Source organism: Novosphingobium fuchskuhlense, assembly GCF_001519075.1.
Taxonomy (GTDB): Bacteria; Pseudomonadota; Alphaproteobacteria; order Sphingomonadales; family Sphingomonadaceae; genus Novosphingobium; species Novosphingobium fuchskuhlense.
In genome coordinates, this window is sequence record NZ_KQ954246.1 from 531104 (window position 1) to 547352 (window position 16249).

Genomic DNA, 16249 nt, shown 5'->3' on the forward strand with positions numbered 1-16249 from the left:
GCGTCATTCTCCCCTCCCGCTTGCGGGAGGGGTTGGGGGCGGGCAGCCACATACGCAGCCCCCATCACTTCAGCCGCTCGATCATCGCCTTGTTGATCAGGCACACGCCGCTTTCGGTGCGGCGGAAGCGCTTGGCGTCGAGGATCGGGTCCTCGCCCACCACGAGCCCTTCCGGAATGCGCACGCCTGAATCGAGGATCACGCGGCTGAGCCGCGCGCCGCGCCCGATGTTGCAATAGGGCAGGATCACGCCCTCATCGACGCTGGAGAACGAGCCCATCTTCACGCCGGTGAACAGCAGCGAGCGGCGGGCGATCGCGCCCGAGACGATGCAATCCTGCGAGATCAGCGAGGAAATCGCCATGCCGCGCCGCCCGTCCTGATCGTGGACGAACTTGGCGGGCGCGGCGACGACCTGATCGGTCCAGATCGGCCAGTCGCGGTCATACATGTTGAGCTTCGGAACGACGTCCGTCAGATCGAGGTTCGCCTCGAAATAGGCGTCGACCGTGCCGACATCGCGCCAGTATTCGCCGATTTCCTCGGCTGCGCGGATGCAGCTGTCGGTGAAGCGGTGCGCCACCGCCTTGCCGTTCTTCACGATGTAGGGGATGATGTCCTTGCCGAAATCGCGGCTGGAATTGGGGTCTTCCGCATCGCGACGCAGCGCCTCGAACAGGAACTTCGTCTCGAACACGTAGATGCCCATCGAAGCCAGCGAATGCTCGGGATCGCCGGGGATCGCGGGCGGGTCCTCGGGCTTCTCGACGAAATCGGTGATCACGCTGGCGGCATCGACCGCCATCACGCCAAAACCCTTGGCTTCCTCGCGCTTCACCACGAGGCAGCCGATCGTCACGTCCGCGCCGGTCGCGACGTGCTGCTGCAGCATCAGCTCGTAGTCCATCTTGTAGATGTGATCGCCCGCGAGGATGACCATGTACTTGGGCGCATGGCTCGCGATGATGTCGAGGTTCTGGTAGACCGCGTCCGCCGTGCCCTCATACCACGCATGCTCGGAAATGCGCTGCGAGGCGGGGAGGATGTCGAAGCTCTCGTTGCGCTCGGGCCGCATGAAGTTCCACGCGCGCTGCATGTGGCGGATCAGCGAATGCGCCTTGTACTGCGTGGCGACGCCAATGCGGCGGATGCCCGAATTGATCGCGTTCGACAGCGCGAAATCGATGATCCGGCTGACCCCGCCGAAATAGACCGCCGGCTTGGCGCGGTTGTCGGTCAGTTCGCACAGGCGGCTGCCGCGCCCGCCTGCCAGAACATAGGCCATGGCATCACGCGCCAGCGGCTGTGCGTAGGTATCTCTCATCGCCAGACTCCCCCGTTGCTACGAATTTTTTCGTTACCCTTCGAACACGAACATCACGGTCGACAGCGGCGGCAGGACGACCAGCGCCGCGCCGTGCTGCGCCGTCACGCCGCCCAGATTGCCCTGGCCCGACCCGCCATAAAGCCCCGCATCGCTGTTGAGCGCCTCGCGCCACGTGCCGTCTTGCGGGAAGGGCAGGCGGTATTGCCCATGCAGCGTCGGCGTCATGTTGCTGACGACGACCACCGTCGGCGCGCCCGGCGCCAGCCTCGCCCAGGCAAAGACCGAGGCGGCGGCATCATCGACCACCAGCCACTCGAAACCCTCGCCCTCGCAATCGCGGGCGTGGAGTGCGGGCAGGGTGCGGTAGGCGTGGTTGAGGTCCTTGACCCAGCGCTGCACCCCGGCGTGCTCGGCAAGGTCGAGCTGATACCAGTCAAGCTCGCGCGCCTCGCTCCATTCGCGCCCCTGGGCAAACTCCTGCCCCATGAACAGCAGCTTCTTCCCCGGATAGCCCCACATCAGCCCGTAATAGGCGCGCAAGGTCGCGAACTTCTGCCAGGCATCCGCGCCGCTCATCTTGCCGAGCAGCGAGCCCTTGCCGTGGACCACTTCGTCATGGCTCAGCGGCAGCACGAAGTTTTCGCTGAAGGCGTACATCAGCCCGAAGGTGATCTCGTCGTGGTGATAGCGACGGTGCACCGCATCGCGCGCCATGTAGGCGAGCGTATCGTGCATGAAGCCCATGTTCCACTTGAAGCCGAAGCCGAGACCGCCGCGCGGGGGGCCTGCCGCATCGGTGGGGAGCGTCACGCCCGGCCAGCTCGTCGATTCCTCCGCCACGGTCAGGAACCCGGCGTGGCTGGCATAGACCGCGCGGTTCATCGCCTGAAGGAAGGCCACCGCCTCCCAGTTCTCACGCCCGCCTTCGGCATTGGGGATCCACTCGCCGTCCTTGCGGCTGTAATCGCGGTAGAGCATCGACGCGACCGCATCGACGCGCAGGCCGTCCACATGATAGCGCTCGGCCCAGTAGAGCGCGTTGTTGACGAGGAAGCTCAGCACCTCGCGCCGCCCGAAGTTGTAGATCGCGGTCTGCCAATCCGGATGGAAGCCGAGGCGCGGATCGGCGTGCTCGTAAAGATGCGTGCCGTCGAACCGTGCAAGGCCGTGCGCATCGACCGGGAAGTGTGCCGGCACCCAGTCGATCAGCACGCACACGCCCGCCCGGTGCGCCCCGTCGACGAAGCGGGCAAAGCCCTCGGGCTCGCCGAAGCGGGCTGACGGTGCGAATAGCCCGGTCGTCTGGTAGCCCCAGCTGGGATCGAAGGGATGCTCGGAGACGGGCAGGAATTCGATATGGGTGAAGCCCATCTCGACCACGTAGGGGATCAGCCGGTCGGCCAGTTCGTCCCACGAATAGAACTCCCGGCCATCACCCGGTTTCCGCCACGATCCCGGATGCACTTCATAGATCGATATCGGCACCCGGCGCGGATCGGTCGTGGCCCAGCTTGCCCGGTGTGCCGCATCGCCCCATTCATGCGCATCGGGCGCGTCGATCACGCTGGCGGTGGCGGGCCTGAGTTCGGAGCGGAAGGCGAAGGGATCGGCCTTCAGCGGCTGCACCGCGCCGCCCGGGCCGACCACGCGATACTTGTAGGCGCGCCCGGCCTCGATATCGGGCAGGAACACTTCCCACACGCCGATATCGGCGCGGCGGCGCATCGGGTGCCGGCGTGCGTCCCAATCGTTGAAATCGCCGACCACCGAGACGAGCTCGGCATTGGGCGCCCAGACCGCGAAATGGACGCCTTTCGCGCCTTCGTGCTCGATCACATGCGCGCCGAGCTTGTCGAACAGCCTGAGGTGCGTGCCCTCGGCGATCAGGAAATCGTCGAGCGGCCCCAGCACCGGGCCGAACGAATAGGCGTCCGTCACCCACCATTCGTGCCCTGCCGCCGTGCAGCGATACTTCACCGGCTGGCGCGGGCCCTTGACCGTGCCCTCGAACAGGCCGCGCGCGTCGATCCGCGTCAGCGTGCCCAGCACCTTGCCATCAAGCGCGTGCGCCTGCGCCGTCTCCGCCCCCGGCAGCACCGCACGGGCGAACGCGCCGCCCGGCCCCTCGTGAATCCCCAGCAAGGCGAAAGGATCGGCGTGGGTCCCGTTCAGCAGGGCCTCTAGCGCGGCGGGGGAGGGCTTCATGAGGTCGCCCAAATCACGCCGGACTCACTCCCCAGATCTCGCGGGCATATTCGCCGATGGTGCGGTCGGAGGAAAACCAGCCGACATTGGCGATGTTGCGGATCGCCTTTTCGCGCCAGCCCGCCTGATCTTCCCACAAGCGGTCCACCCGGCGCTGCGCGGCGTGGTAGCTGTCGAAATCGGCGGCGACCATGAACCAGTCGTGGTCATAGATGCCGCCCATCAGCCCGGCATAGCGGGTGGGGTCATCCGGCGAGAACACGCCGGTTGCGATGGCGGAGACCGCCTGCTGCAATTCGCGGCTCGCCTCGATCACGGCGCGGGGATTGTATCCTCCGGCGCGCTTTTCGGCGACCTCATCGGCGGTGAGGCCGAAGATCACGATATTGTCGTCCCCCACGCGGTCCTTGATCTCGACATTCGCGCCGTCGAGCGTGCCGATGGTGAGCGCGCCGTTCAAGGCGAACTTCATGTTGCCGGTTCCCGAGGCTTCCATGCCCGCGGTGCTGATCTGCTCCGAAAGGTCTGCCGCAGGGATGATCCGCTCGGCCTTGGACACGTTGTAGTTTGGCAGGAACACCACCTTGAGCAGCCCGCCCACCGAAGGATCGGCGTTCACCCGCCGCGCGATGTCGCTCGCCAGTTTGATGATCAGCTTGGCATTGTGATAGCTCGAAGCCGCCTTGCCGCCGAAAATCTTGACCCGCGGCACCCAGTCGCGCTCCGGGTGGCTGCGGATCTGGTCGTAGAGCGCCACCGTCTCGACAAGATTCAGCAGCTGACGCTTGTATTCGTGGATGCGCTTGATCTGCACATCGAACAGCGCATCGGGATCGAGCCGGAGGCCCATCGTCTGGCGCACATAGGCCGCGAGCGCGACCTTGTTGGCGCGCTTTACTTCCGCGATCCGCTCGCCCAGCGCGGCATCGCCGGCCAAGGCATTGAGCTCGGCCAGCTTCTCCGCATCATCGAGGAAACCCGGGCCGATCGCATCGGTGATCACGCCCGTCAGCCCCGGGTTGCACTGCTGCAGCCAGCGGCGCGGGGTCACGCCATTGGTCTTGTTGTTGATCCGCGTGGGGTAGAGCGCGTGGAGATCGGCAAAAACCGTCGACTTCATCAGATCGGTGTGGAGCGCCGCCACCCCGTTGACGCTGTGCGCGCCCACGAAGGCGAGGTTCGCCATGCGCACCCGCCGCTCGCCGCCCTCGTCGATCAGGCTGATCGCGGCAATCGCGCGGTCATCGAGCCCGCTCTTGCGTGCCTCGCGCAGCACGCGGCTGTTGATCGCGTAGATGATCTGCATGTGGCGCGGCAGCAGCCGCTCGAACAGGGGCAGCGGCCAGCTTTCCAGCGCCTCGGGCAGCAGGGTGTGGTTGGTATAGCCGACAGTGCGCCGCGTGAGGTCCCAGGCTTCGCCAAAATCGAGCCCGTGGACATCGACCAGCAGCCGCATGATCTCGGCGACCGCGACCGCCGGGTGCGTGTCATTCAGCTGGATCGCGGCCTTGTCGGGCAGGCTTGCGATATCGCCGTAGGTCTGCACGTGGCGGCGCACGATGTCCTGGATCGAGGCGGAGGTGAAGAAGTACTCCTGCCGGAGCCGCAGCTCCTGCCCGGCGGGGCTGGAATCCGCCGGATAGAGCACGCGCACCAGCGTCTCGGCGCGCACTTCCTCGGCGAGCGCGCCCGCGTAGTCGCCCGCGTTGAAGGCATCGAGGCGGATGGGATCGAGCGCGCTCGCGGTCCAGAGCCTGAGGGTGTTGACCCGCTTGCCGCGCCAGCCGACCACCGGGGTGTCGACCGCGGAGGCTTCGACCTGCTCGGCCGGGATCCACTCGACCCGGTCGCCCTTGTCCACCACCTCGCCGCCGAAGCCGATGCGGTAGGCGCTCTCGCGCCGGTCGAATTCCCAAGGGTTGCCGTGGCTCAGCCAGGTTTCCGGCAGTTCCACCTGCCAGCCATCATCGAGCCGCTGGCGGAACATGCCGTTCACATAGCGGATGCCGTAGCCGTAGGCGGGGATGTCGAGGCTGGCGAGGCTTTCCATGAAGCAAGCCGCGAGCCGCCCGAGCCCGCCGTTGCCGAGCGCCGCGTCGGGCTCCAGATCCTCGATCACCGAAAGATCGAAGCCGTAGGAGCGCAGCGCCTTTTCCATCTCGCGCGTCAGCCCCATGTTGGAGAGCGCATCGCGCAGAAGGCGGCCGATCAGGAATTCAAGGCTGAGGTAATAGACCCGCTTGCCGCCCGCCTCATAGGTGCGGTGCGTGGATTCCATCCACTGGTCGATCACCTTGTCGCGCAGCGCGAGGACGGTGGCGGTGAACCAGTCGTGCGGGGTGGCGGAATGGACGTCCTTGCCCACGCGGTGGCGGAGCACATCGAGGATATGGGCCTGCATGTCGGAGCTGGCACCGCCGGCTGTCTGGTCTCTCTCGTCGAGGCGCACGGAACATCACTCCACCTGCCGGGCATGGCGAGGCGCGGGGCGTCTTGTGCGGCCCTCGGCCCCGAATGGCCCGTTCGCTGTCCAGCCTCCCCCGGCCTTACTGGGTTGAACCTAGGCGAGGGATGCCGCCCGCCGCAAGCGATCAGAAGCGGCGAGCCCTGCTGCGGCAGGAATATCTTGCAGGAATACGATTGCAGCTGCGCCGCTCCCTTCGCATAGAAACCCGGCGAGACCGGAAACGAGAGGATTTGCGCCGATGACCGATGCCGTGCCAGCCGCAATGCAGGTTCTGGAAGTACAGGCGCTGGCCCCCGATCTGGCTGGCGTCGCGCTGGCGCCGCGGCCCGTGCCGCAGCCGGGCCCGGGGCAGGCGCTGGTCCGCGTCGAGGCCGCCGCGCTTGGCTTTCCCGACCTGCTGATGACCGAGGGGCTCTATCAGGCCAAACCCCCGCTGCCCTTCGTGCCCGGCATGGAAGCGGCCGGCGTGGTCGTCCGGCCGGGCGAGGGGAGCCGCTGGCAGGCGGGCGACAAGGTCATCATCGCCACCCTGACGGGCGCCGTGGTGCAATACGGCGTCTACGCCGACGCCGCGCTCACCCCGCTCCCGGCGGCGCTGTCCTTTGCCGAGGGTGCCGCCCTGCGCGCCGCCTACATCACCGCCTACACCGCCATCGCGCGCATCGGTCAGGCCCAGCCGGGCGAGACGCTGGTGGTCCACGGCGCGGCGGGCGGGGTGGGTCTTGCCGCGGTCGATCTTGGCAAGGCGCTCGGCCTCACGGTCATCGCCGTCGCCTCCAGCGCCGAAAAGCGCGCGGCGGTGCAGCGCCTCTATGCGCCCGATCATGTCCTCGCCGGCCCGACTGGCATTCGCGAGCAAGTCCTCGAACTCACCGGCGGGCGCGGCGCGGACCTTGTCTACGATCCTGTTGGCGGCGACGTGTTCGACGAGGCTTGCCGCTACACCGCGTTCGGTGGTCGCCTGCTGGTGGTGGGTTTTGCCGGCGGGCGCATCGCGGAGGTGCGGACCAATATCCCGCTGATCAAGGGCTTCTCGGTCGTCGGCGTGCGCGCGGGCGAATATGGTCGCCGGTTCCCCGAACGCGGCCGCGAGGACATGGCTGCGGTGATGCGCCTTGCCGAGGAAGGCCGCATCCGCCCGCATGTCCATTCCGCCGTGCCGCTCGCCGATTGGCGCGAGGCCTACCTCGCGATGCGCGAGCGGCGTGTGATCGGGCGCACGGTGATCCTGCCGCACGGGTGAGAAAAACCCTCTTCCCTGAAGGAGAGAGGGCATAAGAACGCTATTGCTTACGCCTTGCTAAGCTCCCGCTCCCCACTCGCCAAACCACACCAATGGAAACAACGAAAACAAACAGAAGTGCAGCTTCGACGAAAGCCGCGTCTTGGCGATCACTGGCCAGCCTTCGCCCAGCGGCAATCGAAGCCTGATACTCTCGGCTATCGCGATCTGGCCCACCATCCCAGTCCGCGGTCCATTCCGCTTCCGAAAAGGGCCGAGCCTGGTGACGGTAGATCAGGCCTGAGAGTATGGCTGCGATAGCGAAAAGGATGAGCCAATATCGCTTCATGGCGTTTCATTCGCAAATGTGTTCGCGCTCAGCAAGGTCAGGCCTGACGCGAGCCTCCAAAACCAGACCAAAAAAAGGGGCCACCCGTTGCCGGATGGCCCTTTGAAAGTTTGGGAGAGGATGCCTGAAAGGCCTGCTCGTACTGCGCTCGACCCCGAGTCTTCGCAAGTGCGAAACGCGAGTTGGCAGTTGCAATAATTGCAATTTATGCACGCAAAAGCGCCGTTTCAAGCGATTTCAGCGAACGAATTTTGCATTATTATCAATTGCTGCATTCGTATGCGGTGGGGGTTCGCGGGCGGTTTCTCCGGCCCCCTGTCCTTTCGTGCAGGTTTTGGGTCCGTTGCGGTTGAAACCATCCGGAGGGCGGCATCTGACCGCGTGTCGGAACTTTTGGGGCCACGTTGCACCGACTCAGAAAGTGTTATACAGCATAACCAACAAGCCTGTTTGACCCGAGAGGACCCGCAGTGACCGACCAGACCCCGATGGCCCCGAAGCCCGAGCGCAGCGAAGAAGATACCGTCGCCTATTGCGTCGAGGACGGCATCGCCTGGGTGGCCTTCAACCGGCCGGAGAAGCGCAATTGCATGAGCCCCAAGCTCAACCGCCGCATGAAGGCGGTGCTGGAAGAGCTCGAGTTCCGTGACGACGTGCGCGTGCTCGTGCTGACCGGCGAGGGTGAAGCCTGGACCGCGGGCATGGACCTCAAGGAATACTTCCGCGAGACCGAGGCGCTCGGTCTCGGCGCGATCCGCAAGTCCCAGCGCGAAAGCTACGGCTGGTTCGAACGCCTGCGCTGGTATGAAAAGCCCACGATCGCAATGATCAACGGCTGGTGCTTCGGTGGCGGCTACGGCCCGCTGTTCGGCTGCGATATCGCGATCGCCAGCGAGGACGCGCAGTTCGGCCTTTCCGAAATCAACTGGGGCATCCTCCCGGGCGGCGGCGCGTCCAAGGTGGCGCAGGAACTCATGCCCTTCCGCAAGGCGATGTACCACGCGATGATGGGCGAGAACCTCTCCGGCAAGCAGGCCGAGGAGCAGGGGCTCGTGACCGAGGCTGTGCCGGCCGAGAAGCTGCGCGAGCGCGTGCTGGAGATCGCCAACGTCCTCAAGAAGAAGGACAGCCACGCCCTGCGCGCCACCAAGTGGACGATGCGCCGCATGGTCGACATGACCTACGACAACGGCCTCGAATACCAGATCCGCGCGCAGGAAGCGCTGCACAGCTTCGGCGGCGCAGCCGCGCGCAAGGAAGCCACCCGCCAGTTCCTCGACGAGAAGAGTTTCAAGCCGGGGCTGGAAACTTTCGACGTGACCAAGGTCAAGGGCTGATTGCCGACCCCACACCCCTCCCGCACGCGGGAGGGGTGTGGGATGGGCCCCGGTGCCTCGCCCACCCGGCACAAGGCGCAACAAAACATCTTGCGCCGCCCGGCAGACATGGCCAGCAAGGCTCCACCTCAGGAGTCCCACAACGCCATGTCCCTTTCTCGTATCGCCATCGCTTCCGTTCTCGCACTGTCCCCGCTTCCGGCGCTTGCCGCCGCGCCGGCCGGTTATCCCGCCGCCGAAGCGCAAGTGCTTGATCTGGCAACCAAGTCCATCGCCATCCGCTCTGTGCGCGGAGAGAACAACCGCACCATCGACGTCGCCAAGCTCTACAAGCAGGCGCTGCTGGCGGGCGGCTGGAAGGACAGCGATATCGAGATCACCCCGGTTGACGACACCGCCTACATCATCGCCACCTGGCCCGGCTCCGATCCCAAGCTGAAGCCGCTGGTCATCTCCGGCCACATGGATGTGGTCGAGGCGAAGCCGTCGGACTGGAAGCGCGATCCCTTCACGCCCGTGGTCGAGGACGGCATTCTCTATGGCCGCGGCGCGACCGACATGAAGTTCAACGGCGCCGTTGCGGTTTCCTCGCTGATCGAGCTGCGCCGCTCCGGTTTCAAGCCGCGCCGCACCATCGTCATCGAGTTTTCGGGTGACGAGGAAACGGTGATGAAGACCACCGGGCTCCTGTCCGAAAAGCTGAAGAACGCCGAACTCGTCATCAATGCCGATGCCGGCGGCGGCAAGCTGGACGAGGCGACCGGCAAGCCGCTCTACTGGGTGTGGGACGGCGCCGAGAAGACCTACGCCGATTTCAAGCTCGAGGTCACCAACCCCGGCGGCCACAGCTCCGCTCCGCGCCCGGAAAACGCCATCGTGCAACTGGCACAGGCGCTGGTCAAAGTCGGTGCCTACAAGTTCCCGGCCGAACAGAATGCGCTGACCAAGGCCTATTTCACGCAGGCCGCTCCGTTCGAGGCCGATCCGAAGATCGCGGCCGCCATGCGCGCCTTTGCCGCCAGCATCACCGATGAGAATGCCATCGCCGTCCTGCGCGCCAATCCCGCCACGGTGGGCAAGGTGGGCACCACTTGCGTGCCGACCATGGCCGATGCCGGCCATGCGCTCAATGCGCTGCCCCAGCGCGCCGCCGCCTACATCAACTGCCGCATCTTCCCCGGCCATACCCGGGCGGAAATCATGGACGAGCTCGCCAAGGTGGTGAACCAGCCCGAGGTGAAGCTGATCGATGTCACCGAAGGCTCGTTCGAAACCGCGGCCTCTCCCATGCGAGCAGATTTCGTCGCGGCCTCCACCAAGGCCATCCGCAAGGCCTGGGGCAAGGACCTCGCCGTCGTCCCCTCGCAAAGCTCCGGCGCGACCGACAGCATGTACTTCCGCCGCCTCGGCATCCCGGCCTATGGCGCGAGCTCCACGTTCACCAAGGACAGCGAGGAATTCTCGCACGGCCTCAACGAACGCGTCCGGCTGGAGAATATCCGCCCCGGCGTGACCTATTACCTGTCGCTTCTTACCGATCTGGCGAAGTAAGGGTATCGAGGAAGCGGCGCGCGATGGCGCCCGCTTCCTCGGCCGTGAAGCAGCCGGGCGAAAGGCACAGTTCCAGCCACAGCCCGTCGACCAGCGCCGAAACCGCGATGGCATCGCGGCGCTGACGCTCTGCCGGAATCCCGCAGGCCCCCAGAAGCGCTTCCAGCCGCGCGCGTGATCCCGAATATTGCTCGTCGTGCTGCGCGGCAATCGCGGGCCGCGCGGTGACGAGGCTCCAGAACGCGATCCAGGTGGCGAGCAGCTGCGGATCGGCGATACCGGGCGCGAAGCTCGCGGTCACGAAAGCATCCAGCCGCGCGCGCGGCGCGGGGCCCGCGGCTTCCACGGCGCGATCGATCGCCTCGTTCACGCGCTCTTCGACATGCGCGTAAGTCGCCGCGACAAGCGCTTCGATTCCGCTGAAATAGTGGCCGACCAGACCGGGCGAGACCCCGGCCTCCACCGCTATCGCCCGCACGCTTGCGCCCGCTGCGCCCAGCCGGGCCAGCACGCGCGCGCACGCCTCGATCAGCGCAAGGCGGCGCGCGTCGGGTTCGATGCGGCGGAAGGCGGGCGCTTTCATCTTGCACATCCTATCTGTTGTTGTACGATCGTCCAACAAGCAATTTCGACCCCCGGAGATTCGGCATGGGCCACCAGTCTGTCATCGCGGCCCTTTCGGCGGCCGAACATGATCCCGATGCCGATTGGAGCCTTCCGGGTTGGCTCTACACCGATCCCGAATACCATGCGCTGGAAATGGAGCGGGTGATCCGCCCTTCGTGGCAGATCGTCTGCCATGTCAGCGACCTCGCCAAGCCCGGCGACTGGCGCACGATCGATTATATCGGCGAAAGCGTGATCGTCGTGCGCGGCGACGACATGGAACTGCGCGCCTTTACCAATGTCTGCCGCCACCGCGCGATGCGGCTGGTGGAGGGCGGCAAGGGCTGCGCCAAGAAGCTCGTCTGCCCCTATCACGCCTGGGTCTACGAAACCGACGGCCGCCTTACCGGGGTTCCGATGAAGGGCGATTATCCCGCGCTGAAGCTGGAAGAAAACGGCCTCGCCCCCGTCGCGCTCGAGGTGTGGCACGGCTTCGTGTTCGTGTGCCTCAAGCCCGGCGTGTTCCCGACCGTGGGCGAAATGATGGCGCCCTACGAAGCCGAGGTTGCGCCCTACCGCTTTGCGGACATGCGCACGATCAGTGAAACCCGGCTGCGCCCCCGCGACGTCAACTGGAAGAACGTCGGCGACAACTATTCCGATAACCTCCACATCCCCGTCGCGCATGACGGCCTCGTGCGCATCTTCGGCAAGTCCTATGAAATCGGCGCGGACGACTGGGTGGACCGCCTGAAGGGCGATCTGGTCGACAAGCCTTCCGGCAACTTCTGGGAGCGCTTCTACCAGACACATCTGCCGCGGGTGGATCACCTGCCCGAGGAAAGCCAGCGCCGCTGGCTCTACTACAAGCTCTGGCCCAATATCGCCTTTGATATCTACGCCGACCAGATCGACTTCATGCAGTGGCTGCCGATCAGCCCGACCACCTGCGTGCTGCGCGAAATGGCCTTCGCGCTGCCCGATGAAAGCCGGACCATGAAGCTGGTGCGCTATGCCAACTGGCGCATCAACCGCGTGGTCAACAAGGAAGACACCTGGCTGATCGAGCGCGTGCAGCAAGGCATGGCCTCCGACACGTACGGCGCCGGCCCCATCGGCAAGAGCGAGGTCTGCCTGCGCAGCTTTGCCCGCAAGATCCGCGCGCTGACCCCCGAGGCAAGGCTGCACAAGGCCCCGCCGGCGGGGTGGTCGAAGGCCTGATATCAAGCTCCGCAAGGGGCGCATAACAGAACATCAAGGGAAGAAATCCAATGTCCAACCGCTACGACGCGATCATCATCGGTGGCGGCCACAACGGCCTCACCTGCGCTTTCTATCTCGCCCGCGCCGGCATGAAGGTCCGCGTGCTCGAACGGCGCGACATTGTCGGCGGCGCCTGCGTCACCGAGGAGTTCCATCCCGGCTTCCGCAACTCGACTGCGAGCTACACGGTCAGCCTGCTGCGCCCCAAGGTGATCGCCGACATGAAGCTGCACGAGCGCGGCTTCCGCATCATCGAACGCACGATCAGCAACTTCTTCCCCTTCGAGGACACCTACCTCAAGCTCGGCGGCGGGGCAGGGCGCACCGAGGCGGAGTTTGCGCGCTTCAGCCAGAAGGACGCGGACACTTACAAGCACTACGACGCTGCACTTGAGAAAGTGGCGCAAGTGCTGCGCGATATCGCGCTGAAGTGCCCGCCCAATGTCGGCGGCGGGGTGCGCTCGCTGCTTGCCGCCGCGCAGCAGGGCTGGCCGATTGCGGGCCTCGGCCTCGAGGTGCAGCGCGACCTCCTTGATATCTTCACCAAGTCCGCGCGCGATTTTCTCGATGGCTGGTTCGAGGACGACCATGTGAAGACCGCGTTCGGCTTCGACGCTGTGGTCGGCAACTTCGCGGGCGTTTCCACCCCCGGCTCGGCCTATGTGCTGCTCCACCACGTGTTCGGCGAAGTGAACGGCAAGTTCGGCGCCTGGGGCCACTCGGTCGGCGGCATGGGCGCGATCACGCAGGCCATGGCGCGCGCCTGCGCCGAATATGGCGTGGAGATCAGCCTCGAATCGCCCGTCTCCAAGGTGCTGGTGAACAACGGCAAGGCGGAGGGCGTGAAGCTCGAAAGCGGCGAGGAGCTCTACGCGCCGACCATCGCCGCCAACGTCGGCCCCGCGCTGCTCTACCGCCAGCTGGTCGACAGCAGCGACCTCGACGCGGACTTCAACCGCCGCATCAAGAACTACAAGACCGGCTCGGGCACGTTCCGCATGAACGTGGCCCTGTCCGAACTGCCCGATTTCACCGTGCTGCCGGGCAAGGAAAAGGCCGAGCACCACACCGCCGGCATCATCATCGCACCGGGCATGGACTACATGGACCAGGCCTTCATCGATGCGCAGCAGTTCGGCTGGTCGAAGAAGCCGATCATCGAGATCAAGCTGCCCTCGACCATCGACGACAGCCTCGCCCCCCCGGGGCAGCATGTCGCCAGCCTGTTCTGCCAGCAGTTCTCGCCCGAACTGAAAGACGGCCAGACATGGGACGACGTGCGCGAAAAGGTGGCGGACCTCATCATCGACACCGTCAACGACCACGCGCCCAACTTCAAGAACGCGGTCATCGCGCGGCAGATCCACTCGCCGCTCGATCTCGAGCGCAAGTTCGGCCTGATCGGCGGCGACATCTTCCACGGCAACATGGGGCTCGACCAGCTCTGGGCGGCGCGCCCGGTGCTGGGCCACGGCGACTATCGCTCGCCGATCAAGGGCCTCTACATGTGCGGTTCGGGCACCCACCCGGGCGGCGGCGTGACGGGCGCACCGGGCCACAATGCGGCGGCGGAAATCATCCGCGACCGCGGCACGCTGTGGAAGGTGCTCCATCGCGCCAAGTGATCTGATACCAACCCATTGCAGCGCCGCCATTATCGTCTAGCCTTCCCGCCAAGGGTCGGGGGGGATAGGATATGCTGGCGGCGCTGCTGGTCTTGCTCGGGCTGACGGCCCTACTCTATCTGGCCGTGCTGCTGCGCGCGGCCATCACCCAGCGCATCGTGCCCAATGCCGAAGCGGCGCTGCTGGGCGCGGTCACCAACTTCTTCGATACATTGGGTATCGGCTCGTTCGCGCCCTCCACTGCCTGGGTGAAGTTCCGCCATCTCCTGCCGGACAAGTTGATCCCCAGCACCCTGCTCGTCGGGCATACCGGGCCTTCGATCATGCAGGGGATCGTGTTCCTGCTGCTGCTCGGCGCGGATGTCGATCCGGTGCTGCTGGTCGGCTGCATCCTGTCTTTGCTGACGGGCGCGCTGATCGGGGCGCGGCTCGTTACCCAGGCGGCGGTCTGGCTGGTGCAGCTCACCGTCGCGCTCGGTCTCGTCATCGCGGCGACGATCTTCATGGCGATCAACCTTCACCTCATGCCGGGCGGGGGCAGTGCCTCGACCCTGCCGCTGCCGCTGATGCTGCTGGCCTTCGCGGTCAATTTCACGCTCGGCGTGCTCGTCAATTTCGGCATCGGCAACTATGCGCCGACGCTCATCATGTTCAGCCTGATGGGCATGGACCCGCGCTATGCTTTCCCGGTGATGGCCGGCAGCGCGGCGATTGCCGGAGCGGGCGCGAGCATCAGCCACATCCGCATCGGCGAGATCGACCTGCGCGTGGTGACGGGCATCATCCTCGGCGGCATCCCGGCGGTTCTTGTCGCGGCGTTCGTGGTGAGGAGCATGGACGTTGCCATGCTGCGCTGGCTGGTGATCGGGGTGGTCTACTATGCCGCCGCCGTCATGGCGCGTTCGGCGTGGGCGGGGTGGAGGGCATGACCAGCCCCGCCGCCACCGCCTCCTGCCCCCGCCGCACCGCGAGGTAGACCGGCACGCCCGCCGCCACGAGCCCGAGGCCATAGCCCACCGCGCTCGCGCCTAGGCCCCAGGTTGCCCAGCCGATGAAGGCCGCGCCGCCCAGCGCCAGCAGGATCAGCCCGCGCTCTTCGGGCAGCAGGCGGATCGCCGCCAGCATGCTCATGAAATAGGCCAGCATGCCCGCCGCAAGGCTTACCGAGGCGATGAACTGGAAGAGATCGCCAAGACCCCGCCCATAATTGAGCAGCGTCACCGCGCTGAGGAGGAGCGAGGAGACGACATGCGCGCGCACCGGCGTTCCGCGCGCGCCGTCCTTGGCGAACCACGCCGGAAACACCCCGCCGCGCGCCATGGCCTGCGGCATCTCGCCCTGCAGCAGGATAAAGCCGTTGAGCGTGCCGAACGCGCTGATCGCGGCGAAGACGGCGACGACCGAGGCCATGTTTCCGCCAAAGGTGCGCCCGAGAAAATCGGCCACCGGAGCAGGGGAGGCCGCCGCTTCGGCTGCGGGCATATAGGCCCAGAACGCCAGGCTGATGCCGAAATAGACCGCGCCTGTCAGCAGCACGCCGATGATCGTGGCGAGCGGCACCACGCGCGCGGCGTTCTCCACCCGGCCCGCCGGGACGGTCGCGGATTCAAGGCCGAGAAAGCCCCAGAACGTGAGCCCCGCCGCCGCCGCGATGGCGCCCGGCGCGATGCTCACCGCCGCCGGCGCCACGCGCGGTGTGCCGCTGGCGGCAAACCACAGCGCGAGGCCGATGAGCAGCACCAGCGGCAGCAGCTTGAGCGCGGTCGTCACCACCGAAAACGCGCCCGCCGCGCGCACGCCGCGAATGTTGATCGCGGTCATGCCCCACACGCAGGCCACCGCCAGAAGCGCGGGCACCCCCGGCGTCTTGCCGATCCACGGCGCGACGAGACTGAGATTGCTGACCACCGCCACCGCGATGGCCCCGTTGCCGCTCCACAGCAGCACCCAGTAGCTCCATGCCGCGACGAACCCGGCAAACGGCCCGAAGGCGGCCTGCACATAGGCATAGGGCCCGCCCGAACCCGGCAGCCGCGCCCCCAGCCGCGCGAAGGTGGCGGCGAGCGCGGTCGCCCCCGCAATCGTAACCATCCAGCCCAGCAACTGGTTGGTGCCGAGCGGGGCAAGGGTGGCGGGCAGCAGGTAGATGCCCGAGCCGACCATGTTGCCCACGCACAGCGCCAGCACCATCCAGAAGTTGAGGCCGCGCGGCTCCTTGCTCATCAATCCACCCATTCCCGTTTCGTCGCACAGACTAACGCTTGATCGCGCCGCGTCACCGTGTTTCTTGTCCGCCG

At 66.1% G+C, this 16249-nt stretch carries 11 protein-coding genes; 6 read left to right on the forward strand and 5 right to left on the reverse strand.

The window, feature by feature from the left end; translation table 11 throughout:
- Positions 1-64: 64 nt before the first annotated feature.
- Genes glgC through AQZ52_RS16435 form a run of 3 tightly spaced genes read right to left on the reverse strand, consistent with a single transcriptional unit; the run spans position 65 to position 5933 of the window.
- On the reverse strand, positions 65-1324 hold the full coding sequence (gene glgC / locus AQZ52_RS16425; RefSeq protein WP_082698195.1) for a glucose-1-phosphate adenylyltransferase: 1260 nt from the start codon (positions 1322-1324) through the stop codon (positions 65-67).
- Between the two features lie 33 nt (positions 1325-1357).
- Positions 1358-3532: a 1,4-alpha-glucan branching protein GlgB gene (gene glgB, locus AQZ52_RS16430; RefSeq protein WP_067914132.1), complete on the reverse strand. Its 2175-nt coding sequence runs from the start codon at positions 3530-3532 to the stop codon at positions 1358-1360.
- A gap of 13 nt (positions 3533-3545) precedes the next feature.
- Positions 3546-5933, reverse strand: a complete 2388-nt coding sequence (locus AQZ52_RS16435; RefSeq protein WP_067913451.1) for a glycogen/starch/alpha-glucan phosphorylase — start codon at positions 5931-5933, stop codon at positions 3546-3548.
- A gap of 304 nt (positions 5934-6237) precedes the next feature.
- On the opposite strand from AQZ52_RS16435, the gene AQZ52_RS16440 reads away from it, so the two are divergent.
- The 3 genes from AQZ52_RS16440 (at position 6238) to AQZ52_RS16450 (ending at position 10458) form a co-directional block, all read left to right on the forward strand.
- A complete protein-coding gene (locus AQZ52_RS16440; protein ID WP_420806452.1) occupies positions 6238-7242 on the forward strand; it encodes an NADPH:quinone oxidoreductase family protein in 1005 nt (334 codons plus the stop codon).
- 816 nt (positions 7243-8058) lie between these two features.
- Positions 8059-8907, forward strand: coding sequence for a p-hydroxycinnamoyl CoA hydratase/lyase (locus tag AQZ52_RS16445; RefSeq protein WP_067914139.1), 849 nt, complete (start codon positions 8059-8061; stop codon positions 8905-8907).
- Positions 8908-9054: 147 nt separating this feature from the next.
- Positions 9055-10458, forward strand: coding sequence for a M20/M25/M40 family metallo-hydrolase (locus AQZ52_RS16450; RefSeq protein ID WP_082698197.1), 1404 nt, complete (start codon positions 9055-9057; stop codon positions 10456-10458).
- On the opposite strand, the gene AQZ52_RS16455 is transcribed toward AQZ52_RS16450, so the two are convergent.
- Positions 10439-11041, reverse strand: a complete 603-nt coding sequence (locus AQZ52_RS16455) for a TetR family transcriptional regulator C-terminal domain-containing protein (protein ID WP_067914144.1) — start codon at positions 11039-11041, stop codon at positions 10439-10441. The two genes, AQZ52_RS16450 and AQZ52_RS16455, sit on opposite strands and share 20 nt — an antisense overlap.
- A gap of 65 nt (positions 11042-11106) precedes the next feature.
- Here AQZ52_RS16455 and AQZ52_RS16460 point away from each other — a divergent pair, with 65 nt between their 5' ends.
- The 3 genes from AQZ52_RS16460 to AQZ52_RS16470 all read left to right on the forward strand — a co-directional run bounded on the left by AQZ52_RS16460 (position 11107) and on the right by AQZ52_RS16470 (position 14881).
- Positions 11107-12285, forward strand: coding sequence for an aromatic ring-hydroxylating oxygenase subunit alpha (locus AQZ52_RS16460; RefSeq protein ID WP_067913453.1), 1179 nt, complete (start codon positions 11107-11109; stop codon positions 12283-12285).
- Positions 12286-12335: 50 nt separating this feature from the next.
- Positions 12336-13952, forward strand: a complete 1617-nt coding sequence (locus tag AQZ52_RS16465; RefSeq protein ID WP_067913455.1) for a phytoene desaturase family protein — start codon at positions 12336-12338, stop codon at positions 13950-13952.
- A gap of 71 nt (positions 13953-14023) precedes the next feature.
- On the forward strand, positions 14024-14881 hold the full coding sequence (locus AQZ52_RS16470) for a hypothetical protein (protein WP_067913456.1): 858 nt from the start codon (positions 14024-14026) through the stop codon (positions 14879-14881).
- On the opposite strand, the gene AQZ52_RS16475 is transcribed toward AQZ52_RS16470, so the two are convergent.
- Entirely contained in the window at positions 14844-16175 is a 1332-nt protein-coding gene (locus AQZ52_RS16475; RefSeq protein ID WP_240481719.1) for an amino acid permease, read from the reverse strand. The genes AQZ52_RS16470 and AQZ52_RS16475 overlap by 38 nt on opposite strands.
- Positions 16176-16249 lie beyond the last annotated feature (74 nt).